The sequence below is a fragment of the Rhizobium sp. CNPSo 3670 genome (assembly GCF_057784555.1).
In genome coordinates this window covers 172,591-198,450 of record NZ_JBXSOL010000007.1, presented here as the reverse complement: position 1 = coordinate 198,450, position 25,860 = coordinate 172,591, and the positions used below count along the sequence as shown (strand labels likewise).

The 25,860-nt window shown below is 61.3% G+C and carries 24 protein-coding genes; 15 read left to right on the top strand and 9 right to left on the bottom strand.

Features of this window, described 5'->3' with window-relative positions:
- Positions 1 to 152: 152 nt before the first annotated feature.
- A complete protein-coding gene (gene xylA, locus AC13QO_RS09750; protein ID WP_430958035.1) occupies positions 153 to 1,463 on the top strand; it encodes a xylose isomerase in 1,311 nt (436 codons plus the stop codon).
- Between the two features lie 61 nt (positions 1,464 to 1,524).
- On the opposite strand, the gene AC13QO_RS09745 is transcribed toward xylA, so the two are convergent.
- Positions 1,525 to 2,556 carry a LacI family DNA-binding transcriptional regulator gene (locus AC13QO_RS09745; protein WP_085779519.1) on the bottom strand — a complete coding sequence of 344 codons (1,032 nt, stop codon included), beginning with the start codon at positions 2,554 to 2,556 and terminating at the stop codon, positions 1,525 to 1,527.
- 257 nt (positions 2,557 to 2,813) lie between these two features.
- Here AC13QO_RS09745 and AC13QO_RS09740 point away from each other — a divergent pair, with 257 nt between their 5' ends.
- The 5 genes from AC13QO_RS09740 to AC13QO_RS09720 all read left to right on the top strand — a co-directional run bounded on the left by AC13QO_RS09740 (position 2,814) and on the right by AC13QO_RS09720 (position 9,139).
- Positions 2,814 to 4,340, top strand: coding sequence for a sugar ABC transporter ATP-binding protein (locus AC13QO_RS09740; protein WP_488540534.1), 1,527 nt, complete (start codon positions 2,814 to 2,816; stop codon positions 4,338 to 4,340).
- A 77-nt stretch (positions 4,341 to 4,417) separates the two neighbouring features.
- On the top strand, positions 4,418 to 5,422 hold the full coding sequence (locus AC13QO_RS09735) for an ABC transporter permease (protein ID WP_085860497.1): 1,005 nt from the start codon (positions 4,418 to 4,420) through the stop codon (positions 5,420 to 5,422).
- 86 nt (positions 5,423 to 5,508) lie between these two features.
- The gene (locus AC13QO_RS09730; RefSeq protein ID WP_085779516.1) at positions 5,509 to 6,456 is read left to right on the top strand and encodes a substrate-binding domain-containing protein; all 948 of its coding nucleotides are present in this window, start codon (positions 5,509 to 5,511) and stop codon (positions 6,454 to 6,456) included.
- Positions 6,457 to 6,704: 248 nt separating this feature from the next.
- A complete protein-coding gene (locus AC13QO_RS09725) occupies positions 6,705 to 7,757 on the top strand; it encodes a sugar phosphate isomerase/epimerase family protein (protein ID WP_488540533.1) in 1,053 nt (350 codons plus the stop codon).
- Between the two features lie 194 nt (positions 7,758 to 7,951).
- Positions 7,952 to 9,139: a Gfo/Idh/MocA family protein gene (locus AC13QO_RS09720; RefSeq protein WP_097597198.1), complete on the top strand. Its 1,188-nt coding sequence runs from the start codon at positions 7,952 to 7,954 to the stop codon at positions 9,137 to 9,139.
- A gap of 73 nt (positions 9,140 to 9,212) precedes the next feature.
- Here the strand turns inward: AC13QO_RS09720 and AC13QO_RS09715 are convergent, their stop codons facing one another.
- Positions 9,213 to 9,614, bottom strand: a complete 402-nt coding sequence (locus tag AC13QO_RS09715) for a DoxX family protein (protein WP_097597199.1) — start codon at positions 9,612 to 9,614, stop codon at positions 9,213 to 9,215.
- 269 nt (positions 9,615 to 9,883) lie between these two features.
- On the opposite strand from AC13QO_RS09715, the gene AC13QO_RS09710 reads away from it, so the two are divergent.
- The gene (locus AC13QO_RS09710) at positions 9,884 to 11,278 is read left to right on the top strand and encodes a GH1 family beta-glucosidase (protein WP_285192510.1); all 1,395 of its coding nucleotides are present in this window, start codon (positions 9,884 to 9,886) and stop codon (positions 11,276 to 11,278) included.
- An 81-nt stretch (positions 11,279 to 11,359) separates the two neighbouring features.
- Positions 11,360 to 13,573, top strand: a complete 2,214-nt coding sequence (locus AC13QO_RS09705; protein WP_285192511.1) for a bifunctional diguanylate cyclase/phosphodiesterase — start codon at positions 11,360 to 11,362, stop codon at positions 13,571 to 13,573.
- A gap of 25 nt (positions 13,574 to 13,598) precedes the next feature.
- Here the strand turns inward: AC13QO_RS09705 and trhO are convergent, their stop codons facing one another.
- The 3 genes from trhO to AC13QO_RS09690 form a co-directional block, all read right to left on the bottom strand.
- A complete protein-coding gene (trhO, locus tag AC13QO_RS09700) occupies positions 13,599 to 14,528 on the bottom strand; it encodes an oxygen-dependent tRNA uridine(34) hydroxylase TrhO (RefSeq protein ID WP_488540532.1) in 930 nt (309 codons plus the stop codon).
- A gap of 87 nt (positions 14,529 to 14,615) precedes the next feature.
- Positions 14,616 to 15,524 (bottom strand): CHAD domain-containing protein, encoded by a 909-nt coding sequence (locus tag AC13QO_RS09695; RefSeq protein WP_488540531.1) that lies wholly within the window; start codon positions 15,522 to 15,524, stop codon positions 14,616 to 14,618.
- A complete protein-coding gene (locus AC13QO_RS09690; protein WP_488540530.1) occupies positions 15,502 to 15,990 on the bottom strand; it encodes a CYTH domain-containing protein in 489 nt (162 codons plus the stop codon). Before AC13QO_RS09690 ends, AC13QO_RS09695 begins: the two co-directional genes overlap by 23 nt.
- Before the next feature lie 155 nt (positions 15,991 to 16,145).
- Between AC13QO_RS09690 and AC13QO_RS09685 the strand changes: the two genes are divergently transcribed.
- The 4 genes from AC13QO_RS09685 (at position 16,146) to AC13QO_RS09670 (ending at position 18,590) form a co-directional block, all read left to right on the top strand.
- On the top strand, positions 16,146 to 16,784 hold the full coding sequence (locus AC13QO_RS09685; protein ID WP_085779509.1) for a 2-dehydro-3-deoxy-phosphogluconate aldolase: 639 nt from the start codon (positions 16,146 to 16,148) through the stop codon (positions 16,782 to 16,784).
- Positions 16,785 to 16,896: 112 nt separating this feature from the next.
- Positions 16,897 to 17,616, top strand: coding sequence for a tellurite resistance TerB family protein (locus AC13QO_RS09680; RefSeq protein WP_085779508.1), 720 nt, complete (start codon positions 16,897 to 16,899; stop codon positions 17,614 to 17,616).
- 75 nt (positions 17,617 to 17,691) lie between these two features.
- Positions 17,692 to 18,387: a GNAT family N-acetyltransferase gene (locus AC13QO_RS09675; RefSeq protein WP_085779507.1), complete on the top strand. Its 696-nt coding sequence runs from the start codon at positions 17,692 to 17,694 to the stop codon at positions 18,385 to 18,387.
- On the top strand, positions 18,384 to 18,590 hold the full coding sequence (locus AC13QO_RS09670) for a hypothetical protein (RefSeq protein ID WP_085779506.1): 207 nt from the start codon (positions 18,384 to 18,386) through the stop codon (positions 18,588 to 18,590). Before AC13QO_RS09675 ends, AC13QO_RS09670 begins: the two co-directional genes overlap by 4 nt.
- A 1-nt stretch (position 18,591) precedes the next feature.
- Here AC13QO_RS09670 and AC13QO_RS09665 read toward each other — a convergent pair whose 3' ends face one another.
- The 3 genes from AC13QO_RS09665 to AC13QO_RS09655 form a co-directional block, all read right to left on the bottom strand.
- On the bottom strand, positions 18,592 to 19,668 hold the full coding sequence (locus AC13QO_RS09665; protein ID WP_488540529.1) for a nickel/cobalt transporter: 1,077 nt from the start codon (positions 19,666 to 19,668) through the stop codon (positions 18,592 to 18,594).
- Positions 19,662 to 20,303, bottom strand: coding sequence for a DUF1007 family protein (locus AC13QO_RS09660; protein ID WP_097597208.1), 642 nt, complete (start codon positions 20,301 to 20,303; stop codon positions 19,662 to 19,664). Before AC13QO_RS09660 ends, AC13QO_RS09665 begins: the two co-directional genes overlap by 7 nt.
- A 130-nt stretch (positions 20,304 to 20,433) precedes the next feature.
- Positions 20,434 to 21,327, bottom strand: coding sequence for a LysR family transcriptional regulator (locus tag AC13QO_RS09655; RefSeq protein WP_064805022.1), 894 nt, complete (start codon positions 21,325 to 21,327; stop codon positions 20,434 to 20,436).
- Positions 21,328 to 21,859: 532 nt separating this feature from the next.
- On the opposite strand from AC13QO_RS09655, the gene odc2 reads away from it, so the two are divergent.
- The 3 genes from odc2 (at position 21,860) to AC13QO_RS09640 (ending at position 24,975) form a co-directional block, all read left to right on the top strand.
- The gene (gene odc2 / locus AC13QO_RS09650) at positions 21,860 to 22,993 is read left to right on the top strand and encodes an ornithine/lysine decarboxylase (RefSeq protein WP_085779503.1); all 1,134 of its coding nucleotides are present in this window, start codon (positions 21,860 to 21,862) and stop codon (positions 22,991 to 22,993) included.
- Positions 22,994 to 23,089: 96 nt separating this feature from the next.
- Positions 23,090 to 23,680, top strand: a complete 591-nt coding sequence (locus AC13QO_RS09645) for a GNAT family N-acetyltransferase (protein WP_285192517.1) — start codon at positions 23,090 to 23,092, stop codon at positions 23,678 to 23,680.
- A gap of 191 nt (positions 23,681 to 23,871) precedes the next feature.
- Positions 23,872 to 24,975, top strand: a complete 1,104-nt coding sequence (locus AC13QO_RS09640) for a serine hydrolase domain-containing protein (protein ID WP_488540528.1) — start codon at positions 23,872 to 23,874, stop codon at positions 24,973 to 24,975.
- Here AC13QO_RS09640 and cysE read toward each other — a convergent pair.
- A complete protein-coding gene (gene cysE, locus AC13QO_RS09635) occupies positions 24,972 to 25,790 on the bottom strand; it encodes a serine O-acetyltransferase (protein ID WP_285192519.1) in 819 nt (272 codons plus the stop codon). The two genes, AC13QO_RS09640 and cysE, sit on opposite strands and share 4 nt — an antisense overlap.
- Positions 25,791 to 25,860 lie beyond the last annotated feature (70 nt).

Genomic DNA, 25,860 nt, shown 5'->3' with positions numbered 1-25,860 from the left:
GGAGAGGGCGGCGCCCGCAGCGACGGCTTTGAAAGAGCTGCAACGTTGCGGCAAGTCTCTTCTCCCATTGGGGAGAAGGTGCCGGCAGGCGGATGAGGGGGCTGTATGGCACGAACGATAAGACTAAACGACGAACCCAAGGAGACCCCAACATGAGCACCGGATTTTTCGGCGATATCCAGAAGATCAGATATGAGGGCCCGGACAGCACCAATCCGCTGGCCTTCCGCTATTACCAACCGGACGAGATCGTCCTCGGCAAGCGCATGGAAGACCATCTGCGTTTTGCGGTAGCTTACTGGCACACCTTCACCTGGCCGGGCGGCGACCCCTTCGGCGGCCAGACCTTCCTGCGCCCGTGGTTCGAAGACTCGATGAAGGCGGCCAAGCTGAAGGCCGACGTCGCTTTCGAATTCTTCTCGCTGCTCGGTGCGCCCTATTACTGCTTCCATGACGCTGACGTGCGCCCGGAAGGCAAGAATTTTGCCGAGAACACCAGGAACCTCAACGAGATCGTCGATTATTTCGCCGAGAAGCAGGCGGCCACCGGCACCAAGCTGCTCTGGGGCACGGCGAATCTGTTCTCCAACCGCCGCTACATGTCGGGTGCGGCGACTAACCCCGATCCAGACGTCTTCGCTTTTGCAGCCGCGACGGTCAAGACCTGCATCGACGCTACGCAGAAGCTCGGCGGCGAGAACTACGTGCTCTGGGGCGGCCGCGAAGGTTACGAGACGCTGCTCAACACCGACCTCAAGCGCGAGCTCGACCAGCTCGGCCGCTTCCTCAACCTCGTTGTCGAATACAAGCACAAGATCGGCTTCAAGGGCACGATCCTGATCGAACCGAAGCCACAGGAGCCGACCAAGCACCAGTATGACTATGATGTCGCGACCGTCTACGGCTTCCTCAAGAAGCACGGCCTTGAAAACGAGGTGAAGGTCAATATCGAGCAGGGCCATGCGATCCTTGCTGGCCACTCCTTCGAGCACGAGCTGGCGCTTGCCAATGCGCTCGGCATCTTCGGCTCGATCGACATGAACCGCAACGACTACCAGTCCGGTTGGGACACCGATCAGTTTCCGAACAACGTTCCGGAAATGGCGCTTGCCTATTATCACGTTCTGGCAGGCGGCGGCTTCAAAACCGGCGGCACCAACTTCGACGCGAAGCTGCGTCGCCAGTCGCTCGACCCGGCAGACCTCCTGATCGGCCATATCGGCGGCATGGATTGCTGCGCCCGTGGCCTGAAGGCGGCTGCCAAGATGATCGAGGACAAGGCTCTGTCGCAGCCGCTCGCCGATCGTTACGCCGGCTGGGAATCGGCCGAGGCGCAGAAGCTCTTCCGCGGCGAGTATTCGCTCGAGGAGATCACCAACTGGGTCGAGACCAAGGATGTCAATCCGCAACCGAGATCCGGCAAGCAGGAACTGCTCGAGAATATCGTCAACCGTTACGTTTGATGATGGACGCCGGCGGCCATCGGTCGCCGGCTCTTTTTGTGCTCGGCTATTCTATCTCCGTTCAGCGCTTCAACCAGTTGCGTGAGGGCGCGGAGACGGAGTTTCTCACCACCAGATCCGGCCTCAGCAGGATTTCCGTCTCGGCCGGCCGGCCATCGGACAAAAGCTCCAGCAGCAGCGCCATCGCCTGCTTGCCGATCGCCGTCCTCGGCTGGCGGATCGTCGTCAAAGACGGGGATATGAAGACGGCCTGCGGCACGTCATCGAAGCCGGTCACCGAGAAATCCCGCGGAATATCATAGCCGCGCGCGCCGAGCCCGATCATGACCCCGATCGCCGTCTGGTCGTTTACGCACATGAAGGCTGTGGGAAGCGTGTCGCGCATGAAAAGCTGCTCGACCGCATGCCGTCCGCTTTCGATCGTGCCGTCGCCTTCGAGCACGATCCTCAAGTCGGGCGGGACGCCAGCAGCGTCGAGACCGGCATCATAACCCATGCGGCGCCTGGTATAGGCGAGCCGGGTGCGGGAATCGCCGATGAAGGCGATCTTGCGATGCCCTTCGGCCAGCAGCAGGTCGACAGCTTTCCGAGCGCCCTCGGTGTCGTCAACGCCAACATAGGGAATGCCGCCGTTGAATACCGGTTCGAAAACCCCGACGCTCGGCGGCAGTCGCGCCGTCATGGTCTGATGACCGAAGGGCAGGATGCCGGTGAAGAGGATGAGCCCGGCCGCCTGGTTCGAGTTGAAGAATTTCAGATATTCCAGGCCGCGCTGGGCATCGTTCTGGGTGTGGCCGATCAGGACGCCGTAGCCATGGGCCCGGGCCTCGTTCTCCAGTCCGACGAGAATATTGGAAAAATTGGGATCGCCGATATCGGGCGCCACCACGAGGATCATGTTGGAGCGGCCGAGCCTCAGGCTGCGCGCCATGGCATTGGTCGTATAACCGGTGATGGCGATCGCCTGATTGACTTTGAGCCGCGTCGAGTTGGCGACTTTTTCCGGCGTGTGGATCGCCCGCGAGACCGTCGCGATGGAGACCTCGGCGATCCGGGCGACATCTTCGATTGTTGCGGGCGTGGAATTCGACACTGGGGCTCTGCCTTAAGGCTGTCTTCGCCGCGACACTACACAGACTTGTCGAGAGGTCAAAGGCAAGCGTCAACTGATCTGTGTTAATCCACGATGTAAACCTTTACATAGTTGATGTAAAGGTTTACATAAGGCTCGAAGCGGATGGGAGCCGCATGCGCGTGCCTGTTTGAGGCCTAAGGCGGTTTTCAGACGGAAAATGTGCGCTAGTTCAAAATGGAGCGTTGCCGGGATGCGGCGCTCTAGGGGAGGGCATAATGACCGTGGAGATCGCCGACACCGCACCCGTGGTGCTGTCCGCCAGGCGCATATGCAAATCCTTCAGCGGCGTGCAGGTCCTCTTCAGCGTCAACTTCGATCTCCGCGCCGGTGAAATCCATGCGCTCATGGGCGAAAACGGCGCCGGCAAATCCACGCTTGTCAAGGTGCTGTCGGGTTTCGAGCAGCCGAGTTCGGGCGAGATCCTGCTCGACGGCAAGCCTGTGGTGCTGCCGCCCAATGGCGCCGCGGAAGCGCTCGGCATCGTCATCATTCACCAGGAATTCAACCTCGCCGACCATCTGACCGTGACGGAGAGCCTTTTCCTCGGTCGCGAGGTCACGCGTCTCGGAGTGCTCGACCGCAAATATATGCGCGCCGAGACCCGCAAGGTTCTCGACGTGCTCGGTTCGCATGTCGATGAGAATGCCTTGATCAGCACGCTTTCCATCGCCGACAAGCAAATGGTCGAGATCGCCAAGGCGATCAGCCGCGATGCGCGCGTCGTCTTCATGGATGAGCCGACCGCCGTGTTGTCGCGGGAAGAGACCAATATGCTTTTCAAGCAGGTCCGCAAGCTCCGCGACCAGGGTACGAGTTTCGTCTTCGTGTCCCACAAGCTCGACGAGGTGATGGAGCTGACCGATCGGGTGACGGTGCTTCGCGACGGTCAATGGATCAAGACGTCGCCGACATCAATCCTGGACGGGGAATCGATCGCGCAGTTGATGGTCGGCCGCGAACTTTCCAGCCTCTATCCGGCCAAGGTCGAGCCTGATGTCGACGAGGAGATCGTCCTCAGCGTCGCTTCGGTGTCGACCGGTTATGTCAGGGATGCGAGTTTCGAAGTGCGCAAGGGCGAGATCATCGGTTTTTCCGGCCTGATCGGCTCCGGCCGTACCGAACTGATGGAGGCGATTGCCGGACTGCGGCCCCGCCTCGAGGGCGAGGTGGTCATTAAGGGGCAAACGGTCCCCTCCGGCGATGTGCACGCGGCCAATCGCTGCGGTCTTGCCTATATGACCAAGGACCGCAAGTCGAAGGGTCTGCTGTTGCGCTCCGGCATGGCGACCAATCTGACGCTGCAATCGCTCGGAAGACATTCGCGCCACGGCTATCTCAGCCTGAGCAGCGAGGCGGCCGCACTGGCGAAAGCCAAGCGCCGCTTCGACATCAGGGTTCGCGACACCAATATCGTCGCCGGCCGCATGTCGGGCGGAAACCAGCAGAAGCTGCTGCTCGCCAAGGTCATGGAGACCGATCCCGACATCATCATCATCGACGAACCGACGCGCGGCATCGATGTCGGCACCAAGCAGCAGATCTATCATTTCATTTCGGCGCTCGCCCGCGACGGCCGGTCAATCATCGTCGTTTCGTCGGAAATGCCCGAAGTCATCGGGCTCTGCACAAGAGTGGCCGTCATGCGCGAAGGACGGATTGTCGGCGTGCTCGAGGGCGACGAGATCTCCGAGCAGGAGATCATGCGTTACGCCGCCGGGCTCAAAAAGAAGGTGGCTGCGTGAGGCCGGAGCAAGACTTCGCCGACGCGGACAATAGATAGGATGCCCAGACGAACTGGGACGGGAGGTTGGTTTTGGACATGAGCATTAACGAGGAGACCAGGGCGATCCGGCGCAGGTCCTGGCGTGACGTTGATCTGCGCGCGGTTGCACCGTTTGCCGCCTTGGCCTTGCTCCTGATTGTCGGCGCACTGGTCAACCCGAATTTCATCGGCATCACCAATCTTGCCAACGTCGCGACACGCTGCGCTTTCATCGCCATCATCGCGGTCGGCGCCACCTTCGTGATCTCGGCCGGAGATCTCGACCTTTCCGTCGGCTCGATGGTCGCCTTCGTTGCCAGCCTGATGATCCTGCTGATCAATTCGGGCGTCATTGCCGATCCGGTGCTGATGCTGACGGCCGCGGTGGTCTTTACGGTGATTGCCGGGGCTCTTTGCGGCCTCGCAAACGGCCTCATCACCACCGTCGGCAAGATCGAGCCTTTCATCGCCACACTCGGCACAATGGGCATTTATCGCGGCTTGACCACATGGCTGTCACAGGGCGGCGCGATCACCTTGCGCTCGAGTGAAATCCAGACGCTCTACCGTCCGGCCTATTTCGGCAATATTCTCGGTATTCCCGTGCCGATCGTGGTGATCCTCGTCGTCACCGCGATTGCAGCCTTCATCCTCTATCGCACCCGTTACGGCCGCCATGTCGTGGCTGTCGGTTCGAACAGCGACGTCGCGCGCTATTCGGGCATAGCGGTCAACCGCGTGCGCACCATTGCCTTCGTCATCCAGGGCCTCTGTGTGGCGATTGCCGTGCTGCTCTATGTGCCGCGTCTCGGATCCACCTCGGCAACGACCGGCATCCTGTGGGAGTTGCAGGCCATCACCGCCGTCGTCGTCGGCGGCACGGCGCTCAAGGGTGGCGCCGGCCGGGTCTGGGGGACCATCTGCGGCGCCTTCATTCTCGAACTCGTCGGCAACATCATGCTGCTGTCGAACTTCATCAGCGAGTATCTCATCGGCGCGATCCAGGGTGCAATCATCATCATCGCCATGCTGGTGCAGCGGTCGCTGGTTCGCAAATCCTAAGACAAAGAACTTCTCGGATTGGCCGGGCTTGACAGGGCACCCGGCTCGGATTGGACAAGTCCCTGATATTTTTGGGAGGAAATAGCATGCGCAAGCTCATGTTGGGTCTGGCGGTTGCGGGGGTGGCTTTTGCCGGCGCAGCCTACGCCCAGGACAAGAACTACACGATCGGTGTGTCCATTCCGGCCGCCGATCACGGCTGGACCTCCGGCGTCGTGTTCCATGCCGAGCGTATTGCCAAGAAGCTGATGTCGGAACATCCGGGCCTGAACGTCATCGTCAAGACCTCGCCGGATGCCGCCACGCAGGCAAACGCTGTGCAGGACCTCGATACGCAAGGCATCGATGCGCTCGTCATCCTGCCGTCGGATCCGGATCCGCTCGTCAACGCCATCAAGGAGGTCAAGGACAAGGGCAAGTTCGTAGCACTTGTCGACCGCGCGCCGTCGAATAACGACAATTCCGTGCGTGATCTTTACGTCGCCGGCAACAACCCTGCCCTCGGTGAAGTCGCCGGCAAATATATTGCCGAAAAGACGCCGGAAGCCCAAGTCGTCGTCATCCGCGGTCTGCCGATCCCGATCGACCAGCAGCGCCAGGACGGCTTCGACAAGGGTATCGCCGGCTCCAAGGTCAAGGTTCTCGACCGCCAGTACGGCAACTGGAACCGCGACGACGCCTTCAAGGTGATGCAGGACTACCTGACGAAGTACCCGAAGATCGACGTCGTCTGGTGCCAGGACGACGATATGGCCGTTGGCGTTCTGCAGGCGATCGAGCAGGCCAAGCGCACCGACATTCAATATGTCGTCGCCGGCGCCGGCTCCAAGGACATGGTCAAGAAGGTCATGGACGGCGACAAGCTGATCCCGGTCGACGTTCTCTATCCCCCGGCAATGGTCGGCACGGCAATGGAGTTGACGGCGGCGGCACTCTACGACCAGGTCCCGGTTCACGGCAACTACATCCTCGACGCGACGCTCGTCACCAAGGAGAATGCCAAGAACTTCTACTTCCCGGATTCTCCGTTCTGATCACTTGATCAGGCAGGTGCGCCCATTCGCAAGGATGGGCGCATTTTTATGTCCTCACCTGGCGGACGGCGAAAATGCTGCACGTACCTCTTGCCCGCCACAGCCCATCATGATTAGGTCGCAGCCATACCGCATCTGGCCTCGCGCCAATCCGGCGGCAAGTGCGAGGAGGCACCTTGCTCCCGCCGAAATGCGTGCTACAAGTTCTTCAGAAACGTTTACGGTCGATATTCAGGGAGGAATCTGACATGAAGACGATCAAGGGTCCCGGCCTTTTCCTTGGCCAGTTCGCGGGCGATACCGCGCCTTTCAATTCCTGGGACGCGATCACCAAATGGGCGGCCGACATCGGTTACAAGGGCGTTCAGGTTCCGACCTGGGCGAGCCAGCTGATCGATCTGAAAAAGGCAGCAACCTCCAAGGATTATTGCGACGAGTTCGCCGGCAAGGCCCGCGAAAACGGCATCGAAATCACTGAGCTCTCGACCCATCTGCAAGGCCAGCTGGTTGCCGTTCACCCCGCCTATGACGAAGCATTCGACGGCTTTGCGGCCCCCGAGGTGCGCGGCAATCCGAAAGCCCGCCAGGAATGGGCGGTCGAGCAGGTCAAGATGGCGCTGACAGCATCGAAAAACCTCGGCCTCAAGGCGCATGCGACCTTCTCCGGCGCGCTCGCCTGGCCCTTCATCTATCCCTGGCCGCAGCGTCCCGCCGGTCTGGTGGAGACGGCCTTCGACGAGCTTGCCCGCCGCTGGACGCCGATTCTCAACCATGCCGATGAGAACGGCATCGACGTCTGCTACGAGATCCATCCGGGCGAGGACCTGCATGACGGCATCACTTTCGAGATGTTCCTGGAGCGGGTGAAGAACCATCCGCGCGCCAACATGCTCTACGATCCCTCGCACTACATCCTGCAATGCCTCGACTATCTCGAGAACATCGACATCTACAAGGACCGCATCAAGATGTTCCACGTCAAGGATGCGGAGTTCAATCCGACCGGGCGCCAGGGCGTCTATGGCGGTTACCAAGGCTGGGTGGAACGCGCCGGCCGCTTCCGCTCGCTCGGCGACGGTCAGGTCGATTTCGGTGCGGTCTTCTCGAAGATGACGGCCAATAATTTCGACGGCTGGGCTGTGGTCGAATGGGAGTGTGCGCTGAAACATCCGGAGGACGGCGCCCGGGAGGGGGCCGAATTCGTGGCCGCACATATCATCCGCGTCACGGAAAAGGCCTTCGACGATTTCGCGGCCGGCGGCACGAACCAGGCGGCCAATCGGCGGATGCTCGGGCTTTAAAAAGACGTGCCGTGAGGCTGCCCCTCACCCTAACCCTCTCCCGTTCTGACGGGGAGAGGGGACTTGCCGCACCGGCCGTCGAGGTGGGCGTAAATACCGCGGCATATCCCCTTCTCCCCGCGAGCGGGGAGAAGGTGGCGGCAGCCGGATGAGGGGCGCGCATCCGCGCCAGGTTAAATTTCAGGAGGACAAGAATGGCAATCGAAGCATCATCGGAACAGACACGCGAGCCGCGCATCCGGCTGGGGATGGTGGGCGGCGGCGCGGGCGCGTTCATCGGTGCGGTGCACCGCATCGCAGCCCGCATCGACGATCAGTACGATCTCATCGCCGGGGCATTGTCGTCGACGCCTGAGAAGGCGGTTCAGTCCGGCCGCGACCTTGGACTTGACCCGTCGCGAACCTATTCCAGCTACCGCGAAATGGCGATCCGCGAGGCGAAGCTGAAGAACGGCATCGAGGCGGTCGCGATCGTTACCCCGAACCATGTGCATTACGACGCGGCCAAGGAATTCCTGAAACGCGGCATCCATGTTATCTGCGACAAGCCGCTGACATCGAACCTTGCGGACGCGAAGAAGCTGAAGAAGGTGGCCGACGAGAGCGGCGCGCTCTTCGTGCTGACGCACAACTACACCGGGTATCCGATGGTGCGTCAGGCGCGCGAGATGGTCGCGAACGGTGAGCTCGGCGATATCAGAGTGGTCCAGGCCGAATATCCGCAGGACTGGCTGACGGAAGCGGTCGAACAGACCGGCCAAAAGCAGGCGGCTTGGCGCACCGATCCGGCCCAGTCCGGCGTCGGCGGGTCCACAGGCGATATCGGCACGCATGCCTATAATCTCGCTTCGTTCATAACTGGCCTGGAACTCGACAGCCTGGCTGCCGATCTAGACAGCTTTGTTCCCGGCCGCCGGCTTGATGACAATGCTCATGTCATGCTGCGTTTCAAGGCGAAGGGCGCGGAAAAGCCGGCCAAGGGCATGCTCTGGTGCAGCCAGGTGGCGCCCGGCCATGAAAACGGCCTGATGGTTCGCGTCTACGGAACCAAGGGCGGGCTGGAATGGACCCAGAAGGACCCGAACTATCTATGGTACACGCCGTTCGGCGAGCCGAAGCGGCTGATCACCCGCGGCGGCGCCGGCGCCGGAGCGGCGGCCGGTCGTGTCTCGCGGGTGCCGTCGGGGCATCCGGAAGGTTACCTTGAGGCATTCGCGACGATCTATACGGAAGCCGCACATGCGATCAACGCCCGCAAGAAGGGCAAGGCTGTCGACAAGGCTGTGGTCTACCCCACCGTCGATGACGGCGTGAAGGGCGTGGCTTTCGTCGAAGCCTGCGTTGCCTCTTCGAAGAAAAACGGCGCATGGGTCAAGGTCTGAGTTTACCGATCGGCGTGGCTCGAGGAAAATGCCGAGGTGGGCTCAGGTCGCCTCGGCGTTTTGCTTATGGTCATTAGGCAGCAGCGCGGCCACGCTTCAGCAGGTTATCGACGCTGAGCGGGCCGGCGCCTGCCGCCACCAGATAGAGAAACACGAAGCAGAACAGGATTGCAGCGACGCCGCCGTTCTGGGCGGGATAAAAGCTTTTGCCCGCATGGCCGATAAAATAGGCGAATGCCATCAGCCCCGAGAGCACGAAGGCTGCGATGCGGGTCTGGAATCCCACCAGGACGAGGAAGCCGAGGATGAGTTCGATGAGTCCGGCAATCCAGGAGAGCGAGCCCATCGGCGGCACGCTTGCCGCGGCCGGAAAATGCAAGATCTTCTGCGTTCCATAGCTGAAAAGCACAAGCGACGAGACGATGCGCAGCAGGCTCAGCAGATGCGGCTGCAGCAGATGGATTGAAGAGAGCATTGGGTTTCCTTTCATGTTTGGCGATGCCTTTCGCTGTGTAGTGATCATGGGCTCGGCAGCAAGTCACGACTGCTGACATTCGCGTTATGAGAGCAATCGGAGGCGAAAAACGCGGCAAGTCGAAGCGGCTGGCTTGCGCGGTCTCCGCCGCTCGGTAGCCTATACTGTAACGTTGCAGTTTTTCTGCTGCCGGGCCTGTACTTTGCTTGCCGGCTTGGCTAAATCCGAGCCCCACGGTCAATTCAGATGCTGAGAGACAGGATTTACAGATGATCGATGCGAAGACGCTTGCAAGCCGCTTTCCCGGTGATTTCACCTTCGGTGTTGCCACCGCCGCCTTCCAGATCGAGGGCGCCGGTAAGGCCGATGGCCGCAAGCCGTCCATCTGGGATGCTTTCTGCAACATGCCCGGCCGCGTCTACAATCGCGACAACGGCGACGTTGCCTGCGACCACTATAACCGCCTGGAGCAGGACCTCGATCTCATCAAGGAGATGGGTGTCGAAGCCTATCGCTTCTCCATTGCCTGGCCGCGTATCATCCCGGAGGGCACGGGTCCGGTGAACGAGGCGGGCCTCGACTTCTACGATCGGCTGGTCGACGGCTGCAAGGCGCGCGGGATCAAGACCTTCGCGACGCTCTACCATTGGGACCTGCCCCTGCTGCTCGCGGGCGATGGCGGTTGGACGGCGCGCTCGACTGCCTATGCCTTTCAGCGTTACGCCAAGACTGTCATGAGCCGCCTCGGCGACCGCCTCGATTCCGTTGCCACCTTTAACGAGCCCTGGTGCATCGTCTGGCTGAGCCACCTCTACGGTATCCATGCTCCGGGTGAGCGCAATATGCAGGCTGCCCTTCACGCCATGCATTACATGAATCTTGCCCACGGACTCGGCGTCGAGGCAATCCGTTCGGAAGCTCCCAATGTGCCGGTCGGACTTGTGCTCAACGCCGCCTCGATCATCCCGGGCTCCGACAGCCCGGCCGATCTTGCCGCCGCCGAACGCGCGCATCAGTTCCACAACGGCGCCTTCTTCGATCCCGTCTTCAAAGGCGAATATCCGAAGGAATTCGTCGAGGCGCTCGGTGACCGCATGCCCGTCATCGAAGACGGCGATCTGAAGCTCATCAGCCAGAAGCTCGATTGGTGGGGTCTGAATTACTACACGCCCGAGCGCGTCGTCGACGATGCCGAACGAAAAGGTGATTTCCCCTGGACGGTGAAAGCGCCGCCGAGAAGCGACATCAAGACCGATATCGGCTGGGAAATCTATGCGCCGGGGTTGAAGCTCCTAGTCGAGAACCTTTATCGCCGCTATGACCTGCCGGAATGCTACATCACCGAAAACGGCGCCTGCGACAATACTGGTGTTGTCGATGGCGAGGTCGACGATAAGATGCGTCTCGATTATCTCGGCGATCATCTCGACGTCGTGGCCGACCTCATCAAGGACGGTTACCCCATGCGCGGCTATTTCGCCTGGAGCCTGATGGATAATTTCGAATGGGCCGAAGGCTACCGTATGCGCTTTGGCCTCGTCCATGTCGATTACCAAACGCAGGTCCGCACGGTGAAGAAGAGCGGCAAATGGTATAGCGCACTTGCGGCAGAATTTCCGAAAGGCAATCACATGCCGGCTCAGCAGAACAAACTGAAAAAATAGACCGGCGGAAAGCTGCAACAGGCAGTTGCTTAAACGTTTCTGAACCCTTGACTGGCAAACTCCGCTGGTCAGGGAGCCGGAATGCAAATACTCGCAAAATTGCAGGGCAGGGGATCGGCCATAGGCCGTCACATCACCGTCACGGGCGTGCTGTTCTCCTTTGCTGTCATCGTCGCGGTCGCCACCATCATGGTGTTGACGGCACTCGAACGCGTCGCTGAGAACGCCAATGTCCTTGACGACGAGCGCTCACGCGAAACGACGATCGGCGCGTTGAAGACCTTCGAGGATCAGCTCGCCGCGACGCTCGACGATTATGCCGCCTGGGATGATGCCGCTGCCAACGTCTATGCGTCCGATGGCATGGCGTGGACGGTCAGCAACTACGGCGAGATGTCGGTCAACAGCTCGCTTTTCGACATGGCGATCCTTGTCGATGATGCGAAGAACTCGATCATGGCCTATCGCGATGGCAAGCCGATGGAGGAGCCGCCCGCGGATTTCTTCGCGCCCTCGCTGTGGAAACTGTTCGACGTGGTCAAGGCGGCCGGCACGGCCGAGACGCCCCAGGCGGTCGGTTTCATCACCAGCAAACGCGGCATTGCCGCTGTCGGCGTGGCATTGGTGCGGAAGAAATCCGGCGCGCTTGATGCGCCCGCCGGGCAGCACCGTTATCTTATTTTCGCCCGCCATCTCGATGACGACAGGGTGGCCGGGCTCGGGCAGACCTATGTGATCGCCGGACTGAGGCTGGCGCCGCCGAATTTCGCGGCCGAATATCTCGTACCTATCGCCGATCCGTTGGGGGCAACGATCGGCAAGCTCGTCTGGAATTCTCGCTCACCCGGCAATATCGCCTACGCGCAGGTGCGGCCGATGGTCATCCAGGCACTCGGTCTCGTTGGGCTCTTCTTCGTGGTCCTGCTGGCCATCGGCTGGTTGGCCGGCCGACGCCTGAAGGCGGAGGAAAACAGCGCGCGCGAAGAGGCGCTGCGCGACAGGCTGAGCGGCCTTTCCAATCGCGACGGCCTCGGGCTCGCCGTCGATCGTTTTGTCCTCGAAGCGCGCCAGAGCAAACGCAACGTGCTGCTCCTCTATCTCGACCTCGACGGTTTCAAGGAAGTCAATGACAGCTATGGACACGGCACCGGCGACCAGTTGATCCGCGCGGTCGCGGCCGGCCTTAAAGTATTGATCCCGCAAGGCGCAGTTCTCGCCCGCATCGGCGGGGATGAATTTGCGATCGCCTTTCTCTCCGATGCCGAGAACGCTGCCGCCCTCCAGCTTGCCGAGCAGATCCTTGATTTTCTCGTCGAGCCGCTGGAGATCGGTCGCCGTGTTGTCGTCGTTGGCGCCAGCATCGGCATCGCCATGTCGCCTGCCGGTGCAATCGATCGCGAGGAACTGGTGCGCCGTTCCGACCTTGCCATGTACAAGGCGAAGGAGGCGGGCCGTGCGCGCATGACGCTTTACGATCCGTCGATGGATGCAGACCGGCAGCAGCGCAATGCGCTGGAGCTCGATCTCAGAATCGCCATTGAAAGCGGTGACCTGACGCTTGCCTATCAGCCGCTGGTCGATGCGGGGACGCATGCGCTGACCGGCGTCGAGGCGCTGGTGCGCTGGAACCGTCCGGGCCACGGCCCGGTTTCGCCCGAGCTGTTCATTCCGATCGCCGAGACCAGCGGCCTCATTGAATCGCTCGGCCTGTTCGTGCTGCGCAAGGCCTGCGAAACGGCCAAGCAGTGGCCGGAACTGAACGTCTCGGTCAATGTCTCGCCCGGCCAGTTCCGCAATCCCGCCTTCACCGATTATGTGCGCTACGTGTTGAAGCAGACGGAGATCGAGGCCAGCCGCATCACGCTCGAGATCACCGAAGGTTATATGATCCAGAATCCGCAGCGCACTCGCCAGTCGATTGAACGGCTGAAGGGGCTGGGGGTTAAAGTGGCGCTCGATGACTTCGGTTCCGGCTTCTCTTCGATCGGCTATCTCAGACAGTTCGGCTTCGACCGCATCAAGATCGACCGCTCACTGGTCATGGGCATCAACGAGGACAAGCGCCAGCGCGAAATGCTGCAGGCAACGGTGGCGCTCGCCCGCTCGCTCGATATCCCGGTGACGGCGGAAGGCATCGAGACAGAGGGACAGGCGGTTGCTATGCGCTTGTTCGGCTGCGACTGTCTGCAGGGCTATTTGTTCGGAAAGCCTCTGGCGGCCGAGCGAATTACCGAGATGCTGAACGAGCTTCGTACTGCGGAGCAATCAACCCGGCGCCGCCTCGGCGCGGCCTGACGGCGAGCTCACCGGGGCGAACTCATCAGCTGCCGATATGCCGTTTGCCGCGTTTTTTCGCCAGCGCGATCTGATGCTGCCGCTGACGGTAGCGCAGCCGGTCTTCCTCTGTCCTCGTGTGATAACAGTGGCTGCAGGAAACGCCTTCCTCATAAAGCGGCGAGGCAATTTCCTCTGAAGTGATCGGGTTGCGGCAGGCGTGGCACAGCCGGTGCTCGCCTTCCTTCAGGCCGTATTCGACCGATACACGCTCATCAAAGACGAAACAGGCGCCCTCCCAGAGGCTTTCTTCCTGCGGCACTTCCTCCAGATATTTCAGAATGCCGCCCTTTAGATGATAGACCTCGTCGAAACCCTCGGCCTTCATGAAGGCCGTGGCCTTCTCGCAGCGTATGCCGCCGGTGCAATACATGGCGACCTTCGGCTTGTTGTGCAGCCCCGTATTCCGGCGCACCCAATCAGGAAATTCGCGGAATGTCTTGGTCTTGGGGTCGAGCGCGCCGCGAAAGGTACCGATTGCCGTCTCATAGTCGTTGCGGGTGTCGATGACGATCGTATCGGGATCGGAGATCAGCGCGTTCCAGTCCCTGGGCGCCACATAAGTACCGACAGTCTTATTGGGGTCGATGTTCTCGACGCCCATGGTGACGATTTCCTTCTTCAGCTTCACCTTCATGCGCAGGAAGGGCATTTTCGAGGCGCGGCTTTCCTTGTGCTCCAGGCTCGCAAATTCCGGCTGGGCACGCAGGAAGGCGAGCACGGCGTGAATGCCGGCATCCGGTCCCGCGATCGTACCGTTGATGCCCTCATGCGCCAGAAGCAGCGTTCCCTTGATGTCGTTTTCCTCGCACAGCGCCTGCAGCGGGGCCTGCAAGGTGGCAAAGCGCGGTACGGATACGAAGTGGTAGAGCGCCGCTACGAGGAACGGGCCGGTGTGTGTCAGGCTGTCGGTCATGGGCGGGAAATACAGAAAATTGACCGTTCGCGCAATTGCCTTCCGCGCAGGCGGCCTACCGTCTTCAGGATCGCGCCTGCCCATCGCTCAATTCGCAGCCGTCAGCCAGAGAAGCTCGATACGCTCCGATTCCTCATCGGGATCATCGGCGAAGACGGTTTCGGCTTTGAGGAGGGCGTGCCGCCGGTCTTCCTGCTGGCGGAAGATGATCGCGTCAAGAAGATGCGCCAGATCGTCGTTGCGGGTGAAGAGCTGCGGCTCGGCTTCGACCAGCTCACAGAGTACGGCAAGGTCATGGATGTGGCCGAGATCCTCGACCAGTTCCTTGGCCGCATCGCTCTTGGCCTTCATCGCGGTCGGCCAGATGTCGCGCAAAAGAGCGTGGTAGAGCCGATAATCATAGGAGCGTTTGCGCAGATCATGGAAATCCCCGGCTGATGCATCGCCGTGGCATCTGGCAAGTGCCGCCTTGGCCTTGCGCGCGGTGCGGCGCCAGCTCTTCGCCAGCATGCGTGCGTTCTTGCGGTGGCTGCCATCGAAGGAAATGCCATCCAAAGCCGCGATTGCATCCTTCAGCACGCCTGGGGCTTCTATCAGCCGCCGTTGCAGGCCGCTCTCGGCCTCCGCCATCCAGTCGCGGCGCCCCTCGAGAATGGTGACGATCCGGCCGAGCGCCTCGCTTTCCTCTTGCCCGCGGGCTGAATGCTGCAAATATTGGGCGGTGCCGATGAGCGCGGCAGCGTCGCGGATTGCCGAAAGCGAGCGCGCGGCATCACGCAGTCTTGCATTTTCCTGTTTCTGGAAATCCGGCACCTCGCGCGCGACGAGCCGGTAGAGCGAGCGCAATCGCTTCAGGTTTTTTCGGAAGGAATGGATCGCCTCGTGCGCACCGTCCGGCCGCTCTTCGAGAAAGGTAATGGCACCTTCCAGCTGCTCAGTCGCGACGCTCCTGAATGCCTCGGTGAAATCGGCGTCAGGCCGAATGCGATAGGCCATGCCTGTCGTGCCCGTATTCTGTGGCAAGGGCCTGGTTGGAGTAGCGGAAATCGCCGGTCACTTCGCGGCCAAGCCAGGCGGGCAGGACGGGTTTGTCAGTTTCTGCCGTCATCTCCACTTCGGCAATCACCAGTCCGCGATGCTCACCGGCAAAGACGTCGACTTCCCAGACGAAGCCTTGATGCGGGACGCGGTAGCGCGTCTTCTCGATGACGACGCCGATCGCGCTCTGCAACAGCTCCTCGGCATCGGCAATCGGGATGTCATATTCGAATTCGTCACGGGTGATGGCACTGCGGCCAATCTTGATCGTCAGCTTCGCTTTCCTGCCGTCGAGGATGCGAACGCGAACGGAACGGTCGTCCATCGAGGCGATGTAACCCTGTCTCAGGACAGACTTGCTCTCGACGGCGGAACGCCATCCATCGCCGCGTACAAGAAACTTCCGCTCGATCTCTTTCGCCATGTCGGTGAACCTTTTGTGACGATCGCCGCACGGTAGACCAATTTCCAGGCATTTCATACCCTTCTTCTCACGCAGCCGGGTTTTATCTCGACAAGGTTCGGCGAGGGCGTTATTCGGAATGCAAATTTCAATCGTTTCAAGGAGGTCGTGCGACCATGGGCGAGAAAACAGAGAAGCTCCTTTCCATCCTGAAACTCCAGCCGGTCGTTCCGGTCCTGATCGTTGACGATGCCAGGTCGGCGGTGCCGCTGGCCCGCGCGCTCGTCGCAGGCGGCCTGAAAGCAATCGAGATCACAATGCGCACGCCGGCGGCACTCGAGGCCGTGCGCGCCGTCGCCGCCGAGGTCGAGGGCGCCGAAGTCGGCGCCGGCACCATCCTGAATGCCGCCCATTGGGAAGCGGCTGTCGAGGCCGGCTCGAAGTTCATCGTCAGCCCGGGCACGACGCAGGAGCTGATTGATGCCGCCGCCGATTCCGACGTGCCGCTGCTTCCGGGAGCTGCGACCGCCAGCGAAGTCATGGCGCTGCGTGAGGAAGGCTATCAGGTGCTGAAGTTCTTTCCTGCCGAGCAGGCCGGGGGCGCCGCTTATCTCAAGGCACTCTCTTCGCCGCTCGCCGGCACGCTGTTCTGCCCGACCGGCAGCATTTCGCTGAAGAACGCCAGGGATTATCTTTCGCTGCCGAACGTCGTCTGTGTCGGCGGTTCGTGGGTTGCGCCAAAGGAACTGGTCGCAGCCGGCGACTGGACCGGCATTACCAAGCTTGCGGCTGAGGCCGCCGCGCTGAAGGCCTGAGGTTGCATGGGCGGGGTATGAGCGCCAGGCACAGCCCCCACGCCCAATATTTGTATTTCAGCCGTCGCAAACCTATGTTCTCCTCCGGCCTCAAACAGGGAGACGACGAGGAATGTTCGACGCAAAGAAGCTTCTCGACCAGTTCTTGGGTTCGCAGGTGCCGGGTCTCGGCGGTTCGGTCCGCGACAGGGCGGGCGAGGCCATGCAGACGGCAAAGAACAATCCGATGAAGACCGGCGCGATCGCAGCCGTGCTTCTCGGCACCAAGACCGGTCGCAGTATCGCCGGCAATGCATTGGCGATCGGCGGTCTTGCCGCTATCGCCGGCCTTGGCTATCAGGCCTACAAGAACTATCAGTCGGGCCAAGCGCCCGCGGCCCCCTCGGATGCGCCGTCGGCAAACAATCCGGTGCTCCTGCCGCCGCCCGTTGAATCCGGTTTCGGACCGGCATCGCCGGCTGGCAGCAACGAATTCGTGCTGGTGCTGATCCGGGCGATGATCGCCGCAGCCAAGGCCGACGGCCATATCGACGACGCCGAACGCGCCCTGATCATGGACAAGATCAAGGCCGCTGACGTCAGCGGCGAGGTCGCCGCTTTCATCGAGGGCGAACTTGCGTCACCGACGGATATCGACGCGCTCGTAGCTGCGGCGGTCACGGAAGAACAGCGCGTCGAGCTCTACACCGCTTCGCGGCTGACCATCGATCCGGATTCGCGCGCCGAGCGCGGTTATCTCGATCTGCTTGCGGGGCGACTCGGCCTCGCCGATCAGCTGGTCGACCATATCGAGGCGACGGTGTCATCCGCCAAGACGACCTTGTCACAGTGACATCCAGGCCGGTTGCCTTTATCGGGCGACTGGCCTATCCCCTCCCGGGGAAGGCTCTGGAATAGGGGAGTGAACATGCGCGATCTTGCAAATTTCAAGGGCTGCCCGGCGCCGAAGCCGGTTACGCTGAAAGGCCGTTTCGTCACGGTCGAGCCCTATCGTCGCGAAGAACATCTCGAGGCGCTGTGGGACGGGCTCGGCGGCATGGGCATCAACCGGCTGCTTCTTTATTTCGCGCAAGACGACTTCTCCGGTATCGAGGATTTCGCCAACTGGCTGGAAAGCGTCGACACCAAGTCCGGCTGGCTCACCCATATCTTCCGTGACAACGCCACAGGCAAGGTCGTCGGCATGGCGAACTACATGCGCGCCGACCCGGCAAACGGCGTCGTCGAAATCGGTGGCGTGGCTCATGGTCCCGAGATGAGCCGTTCGCCGCTGTCCACCGAAGCGCATTACCTGATGGCCAAACATGTTTTCGAGGATCTCGGCTATCGCCGCTACGAATGGAAATGCGACAACAAGAACGAGGCGAGCAAGGCGACGGCATTGCGCTACGGCTTCAGCTTTGAAGGGGTGTTCCGTCAGCACATGATCTCCAAGCATCGCAATCGCGACACCGCCTGGTTCTCGATGATCGACGCCGAATGGCCGCTGATCAACGATGCTTTCGAGGCCTGGCTTTCGCCCGAAAATTTTGACGCGGCCGGCAAACAGATCCGCCGCCTGCAGGATATTCGTGCGGATCTGGAAAAGGAAAGGCTCGCGTGAGCCCGGAAAGCCGCTCGCAGGCGATCGCCGCCGCTGTCATCCTGCTCGGCGCGGGCATCGTCCTCTATTTTCTGCCGACCATCGTTCTATGGATCGGCAATTTCTCGCCGACGCTGGGGATTACAGTCGGCTTCTGCCTGATCATGGCGTTTTTTGCGGTCTTCTGGCTGCGGGCGCGCTATCAGCGCCACAGAGGAAAATAGTCTACCCTTGCAGGGAGGCGCCGAGCAGGACGGCGCCCATCAGGACGACAAGCAGGGCGCCGAGGATTTCAATGGCGTTGCCAACCCAGACGGAAGCCGTCGAGCCGCGTCCGGAGAGGCGGACCGCCGCACTCTTGGCGGTGACGGCAAGGGTCGCGAGCACGGAAACCGTGATCGCCGTGCCGAGCGACATGGCAGCGACCGAAAGCGCGCCGCCGAGATAGAGGCCGTTCAGCAGCGAGAACGTCATGACAAGCAAAGCCCCGGAGCAGGGTCGAAGGCCGACGGCTACGATCGCCGACCAGGCCTCGCGGACGCTGAACCTGTCGCCGGCGAGCAGGGCCGGATCGGGCACGTGCGTATTGCCGCAGGTCTGGCAGGCGATGCCGGGAACGAAGCTGTGACCGGCGTTCACGGCCTGCGCCTTGCCGTTGAAGGCATAGGACTGGCGTTCGGCTGCGTTATCCTTCCATTCCAGCATCATGGACACCGGACCGGCCGACGTCGCCAACAGCCGGCGGCGCGGCAGATGGCTTGCCATCGAACGCAGTTTGCGGAACAGCAGCCAGCCACCGAAGAGGATGACCATGATGAAGCTCACGATTTCCATGGCATGAGTGGCTGTCGTCAGCGTAATCCCGGTGCCGCGCAGCACCAGCCAGGCGCCGCCGACCAGCGCCATGGCGACGACGCCCTGAATGAAAGCCGAAATGAAGGAAATAACCACGCCGCGCTTCAGCTCGACCTCGTTGGCGATCATGTAGGAGGAGATGACCGCCTTGCCGTGACCGGGGCCGGCGGCATGGAAGACGCCGTAGGCGAAGGAAAGGCCGATCAGCGATGTCAGCTGCCACGGATCTTCGCGCATGCCCTTCAGCGCACCAGTCAGCGCCCTGTAGAAGGCCTGCTGTTCATAGTTCACGTAGAGCAAAAGCGGCGCAAACGGTCCGCCTGTCGGTTGAAAACTCGGTTCGGCCGTGCCGATGCCGAGCGGCGATTGCGCGTGGGCGAGGCTTGCCGCCGTCAGGAGCGCGAGCAGTGCTGCGGAAAGGATGAGGGACGGGCGTTTGATCAGCATGTGAGCTCCAGCCGTGTGGCGAAGAGTTTGGACATGTTGGTGCCGGTGGGGTCGTTGAAGAAGGCGTCCGTCAGCGACTGCTTGTTTTGCGAGATCACCTCGTCGGCATCCGGCCTTACCACCTGGTGTTTGCAGGCCTTGAAGCCGTCGCCCACCGTTGCCAGCTCGTTGTCTGTGGGAAAATCAATCGACGTATAGAGCGTCGGATCGTAGACGCCGAAGGTAAGCCTGCCCTTGAGCGGCATCTTCTCCGCCGGCTTGACCGCAAAGAACATCAGGAGCTGGCCGTTCTTATAGTCGACATGGATGATGTCCGGCTGCTGGACGGTGATGCTCTTCCCGTTGATCGTCAGGTTCATGTAATAATCGTAATCGGCAAGCGATTGCTTCACCGTTTTGCCGACCTGCGCGAGTTCGTTCGGCTCCAGCTTCAGATCGGTGTTCTTGTCGAAATCCATGACGACCGAGGAGGAAAAGACCTCGTCAAAGCGCCAGACATTACGCAGTTCTTCGACGCTGCCGTCAGCACCGGCCACGACTTCGAGCCGCGCCTCCACGAAGATGTGCGGATGCGCAAAGGCGGCGGCCGGCGCCAGCGAAAGAAGCGCGGTGATCAATGGTATGGATTTGTTCATGCGTCCCGCTGCCTTATTCGCTCGACCCGAGTTCTTGCCAGAAATTGGGACGGAATTGGGACCGGTTTGTCGGTGAGTCCCCATCAGCACCGCTCCATCGTCCGACCGGACAGGTCCTGCCGTGCAGATCTCAAGGATGCTTCTTGAACCAATTGTGCAGGTAATCGACAAAGATCCTCACCTTGGCCGGCAGGTATCGACGGTGCGGATAGACGGCGTAGATGCCGCGGTCGGTCGGGATGTAATCGTTGAATAGCGTCACCAGCTCGCCACTTTCGATCGGCTTGCGGGCGATGAAATCGGGAATAAGGGCGATGCCGATGCCGGCGAGGGCAGCGCGCAGCGTCGCGTGCGGGCTGTTGACCTCGATCGGCCCGGAGACGGCGACGGCGAAGGTTGTGTTGTCAGGATTGTGGAAGCGGATGCTGCCCTGGGTGCGCGAATTGGTATCGACGATAAAGGGAAGATTGGAAATGTCGCTTGGATGCTCGAGATCGGGATGGCGCTCGAGAAAATCCGGGGTGGCGCAGAGGTGGACGCGGAAATCGGAGATCTTGCGGGCGATCATGCCGGAATCTTCGAGCTTGCTGATGCGGATCGCCACGTCAAACCCTTCCTCGATCAGGTCGACGAACCGGTCGTCGGCGGCAATCTCCAGCGAAAGGTCCGGGTTCTCGCCGGCGAAATCGATCAGCGACTGGCCGACGTCGGCGTCGACGAAGGTGCGGGGGACGGAGACGCGCAATCGTCCCTTCAGCTGTGCATTGTTTTCGCGCACGAGATCGGCAAGGTTGTCGATCTCCTTCAAAATATCGGAGGCGCTGCGATAATAGGTGTGGCCGGCCTCCGTCATGGAGAACTGCCGGGTGGTGCGGTTGAGCAGCAGTGCGCCGAGCTCGTCTTCCAGTTCACGCACATATTTCGACAGCAGCGCCTTTGAGCGGCCGGTGCGCCTGGCGGCGGCGGAAAAGCCCTCAGCCTCGACGACATCGATGAAGGCGCGTATGCGCGTCAAGGTATCCATAGTGCTTTCCTAGAACTGTTTCGGAACATTGAACAAATTGGCCCGTCCTGTTCAATTATTTTTTTGCCCACAGGATCAAAAAATCGCTTGATTATGAAGGCGAATATTCTTATCTCCCAGTCAGCCCAAAGTCGCACGTGCCCATGGGTGTCCGCCGAACCCTCGAATTGGTGAGGAAATCGGTAAGGTACCTGGAATTAACCCCTCCAGTCGCTATTCCGGCCAACCGGAAAATGCGAGGACGCCTGAAGCAACGACGGTGCGGGCCTTTTTGTTCTCTCCCTGCTTTCCATCAGTGGGGGTTACTGAAGAGGCACACCATCATTGCCGGAAGTGCGGTTGGGACTCTCCCTCCAATCCATGGCAGACAAAGCCGAACTTACACCGCGTCCGCGGCGTTGGTTCACTATCCGCGCATCGAGCGCTTGCTATGGTTCCGGGGTCTCCACCGGCTGGTTCCAATGCGAGTTCTCGTATGCCCTTTGTCCTCCGGTTCCTGCCGGAGCTCTGGAATTTGGAAGAGGGAACTGAAATGACCACCCAGCGCATCCGCGACTTTCTCGCAACCCGACGTCCCGACGGTCCCTGCCTCGTGGTTGACCTCGATGTTATCAGAGACAATTTCCACGCCTTCCGTCACGCCATGCCGGATAGCGCCATTTACTACGCCGTCAAGGCCAACCCGGCTCCGGAAGTGCTGAAGCTGCTCGCAGGCCTCGGCTCCAATTTCGATTGCGCATCCGTTGCCGAAATCGAAATGGCGCTCGAAGCCGGTGCGACTGCTGCCCGCATCTCCTATGGCAACACGATCAAGAAGGAGCGTGACGTTGCTCGCGCGCACGCGCTCGGCGTCAGCCTCTTTGCGGTCGACAGCCACGAGGAAGTCGAGAAGATCTCGCGCGCCGCTCCCGGCGCCCGCGTCTTCTGCCGGGTGCTCACCGATGGCGAGGGCGCCGAATGGCCGCTGTCGCGCAAGTTCGGCTGCGTTCCGCAGATGGCCGTCGACGTTCTCGTCTACGCTCATCAGCTCGGCCTGCAGTCCTACGGCGTCTCCTTCCATGTCGGTTCGCAGATGACCAAGGTCGATGCCTGGGATTCGGCTCTTGCCGATGCCAAGCGTGTCTTCGTGCAACTGGCCAAGCAGGGCATCCACCTGCAAATGGTCAACATGGGCGGCGGCTTCCCGACCAAGTATCTGCGTGACGTTCCGTCCGCGGAAGCTTACGGCAAGTCGATCTACCAGGCGCTGCGGACGCATTTCGGCAACCAGATCCCGCAGACGATCATCGAGCCGGGTCGCGGCATGGTCGGCAATGCCGGTGTCATCAAGGCGGAAGTCGTGCTGATCTCCAAGAAGTCGGACAATGACGACGCCCGCTGGGTCTTCCTCGACATCGGCAAGTTCGGCGGTCTCGCCGAAACCATGGACGAGGCCATCCGTTACCCGATCCGCACCGAGCGCGACGGCGACGAGATGGAGCCCTGCGTGATCGCCGGCCCGACCTGCGACTCGGCCGACGTGCTGTATGAAAAGAACCTCTATCCGCTGCCGCTGTCTCTGACGATCGGCGACGAGGTGCTGATCGAAGGCACCGGCGCTTATACGACGACCTACTCGGCAGTCGCTTTTAACGGCTTCGAGCCGCTGAAGGCCTACGTCATCTAAGGTCTTGTTTCTGCTAGTCCCGTAACCAGCCGGGGCGGCAAATCCACAATTCTCCGAAGTCACCGTCTGAAACGGTTTTGAGTGCGAGAGGCCACGATGGCCGCTGTTCTTGATTCTGTCCGCGCATTCTTTGCGCCCTCCATTTTCACCATCGACGCCGAAAATCCGTCGGATGTCGTCGCGCGTGAAAACCTGCTCGATCGCGTCATGGGCACTGACCGCCGCAAGAAATCGTCGGAGAAAATCCGTCGCAACCGCATTCCGGCCGAAGGACTTGCGCTGGTCGCGCGTGATCGCGACGGCCATCTGATCGGCACGGTACGGCTCTGGAACGTCGAGGCCGGCGTCAACGCCGAAGGCACGCCGATCAACGCGCTGCTGCTCGGCCCCCTGGCCGTCGATTGCCGTCACGGCGGCAAGGGCGTCGGCTCGGCCCTGATGCGCGCGGCAATTCTCGAGGCGAAGAACCGCGGGCATGGCGCCGTCCTGCTTGTCGGCGATGCCGCCTATTATGAGCGTTTCGGTTTCTTCGCCGAAAAGGCACGCCATCTTGTCATGCCAGGTCCGTTCGAACGTTCGCGCTTTCTCGCGCTTGAGCTCACCGAAGGCTGGCTTGACGGCGCGGCCGGCATGATCGTTCCCTCGGGACGCATGCTGGCCAGCGCGCCGGTTCGCCGCGCAACTTGAGCTGCGCGCCCGCCGGTGGGATAGGGAATTTTCCCTCCCGGTATTATCCGCGCCCCTGTCGTGGTTGCGGCGCGGATTGTCTTTCCAGCCGAGAGGATGAGGCGCAGGTAGCGGCTCACCAGCAGACACGATCGCGTGAAAAGTGCCATGGGCACGCGAAGATACTGCGGCGATATCCTATCTTCGGCCGCATGAGCCGTATTTTTTCCCTTCTCCTTTTCTTCTGCCTGCCGTTTGGCGCAACAGGCCTGGCGTCCGCCCAGAGCACGGCGTCCGCCGCCGGGCTTGGTCCGCGGCTCGACCAAGCGGCGAGCGATCCGGCGCTGCGGCCGCTCAAGACGGTGGTCGTCGCTCGCGACGGACGCGTGCTCATCGAACGCGGCTTCCGTGGTCATTCGCCGTCGGAATCGACCAATATCAAATCCGCTTCGAAATCGATCATTTCGTCCCTCGTCGGTATCGCGATCGACAGAGGACTGCTTGCTGGGCCGGACCAGAAGATCGCGCCGATCCTGAAGGCCGATCTTCCCTCATCGCCCGACCCGCGCCTCAACGACATCACCATCGGCAATCTTCTCTCCATGCAGGCGGGGCTCGACCGTATGTCCGGGCCGAATTATGGCCGCTGGGTCTCCTCGCGCAACTGGGTGCGCTTTGCGCTCTCGCAGCCTTTCGTCGATCAGCCCGGCAGGGAGATGCTCTATTCCACCGCATCCACGCATCTGCTTTCGGCCATTCTGACCAAAGTCAGCGGCCGGTCGACCCTGGCGCTGGCGCGCGAATGGCTCGGCCCGGTCGAGGGTTTCCGCATCGGCGCATGGGAGCGCGACCCACAGGGCATCTATCTCGGTGGCAATCAGATGGCAATGAGCGCCCGGTCCCTGCTTGCCTTTGACGAACTTTATCGCAATGGCGGGCGTACGACGCAGGGAGTGCAGGTGGTGCCTGCCGACTGGATCGCGCAATCGTGGCAGCATCGCACCAATTCGCGCTTCTCCGGCGACGAATATGGCTATGGCTGGTTCACGCGTGAAATCGGCGGCGAGCAGGTGCATTTCGCCTGGGGTTATGGCGGCCAGATGCTCTACATCGTGCCGGCGCTCGATCTGACCGTCGTCATGACGTCCGAAGAGAGCGGTCCCTCGGCCCGAAACGGCTACCGGGATCTGCTGCATGGTTTGCTGGCCGACATCATTGGCGCAGTGCGGGCGGCTTCACCGCAGCGGCGGGCCGAAATCGAAGGATTCTGGCAAACCAGGCCCCATGGCGAAACGAGGGGTCTCCCGAAAGCTTAAATATTCTGATCCATCGTCTCGGCCGGGATCTCATCGCCGCGGTGGATGCGCACGACAGTGGCCGGAACGCCGGCGACCGTGCAATGTTCGGGGACCGGCTTCAGCACGACGCTGCCGGCGGCGATCTTGCTGAAGGCACCGATTTCGATATTGCCGAGAATCTTAGCGCCTGCGCCGATCATAACGCCGTGGCGGATCTTCGGATGACGGTCGCCCGTCTCTTTGCCGGTGCCGCCGAGCGTGACGTTCTGCAGGATCGATACTTCATCCTCGATGACAGCCGTTTCGCCGATGACGATGCCGGAGCCGTGGTCGAGCATGATGGCAGCGCCGATCCGCGCTGCCGGATGGATATCGGGGCCGAAGACCAGCGAGGCGAGATTGGCGAGCCAGGTGGCGATCTCTGGGCGGCCTGCGCTCCAGAGCGCATGGGCGATGCGATGCGTCTGCAGCGCATGAAAGCCCTTGAGGTTCAGAAGCGCGTGCAGAAATGTCGTGCAGGCCGGGTCGCGCTCGCGCACGGCGGCGAGATCGGCCTCGACTTTTCGCATGATGTCGTTATCAAGCGTGGACAGGATGAGATCGAACAGATCGCTCGTTTCAACTCGCGCCACCGCGAGCCGCGCGGCCAGCACGCGGGCGAGAAGCTCATGGCTGCCGGCAGCGTCCGTCACCTGCTCGGCAAGCAGCCGCCGCAATATCGGCTCGCGCGCCGCAAGCTCGCCCGCCTCGGCGCGGATCACGGCCCAGATGGATACGCCGTCCAAGGATTGCGGCTGTTGCTCGGCCAAGCCGAGGCCGGTCGATATCGGCATTGCATTTCCTCTGTCAGTCACGGCCAGGCAATAGCTGCGCCGATCTTCATGCGTCCAGGCAAGATCGACA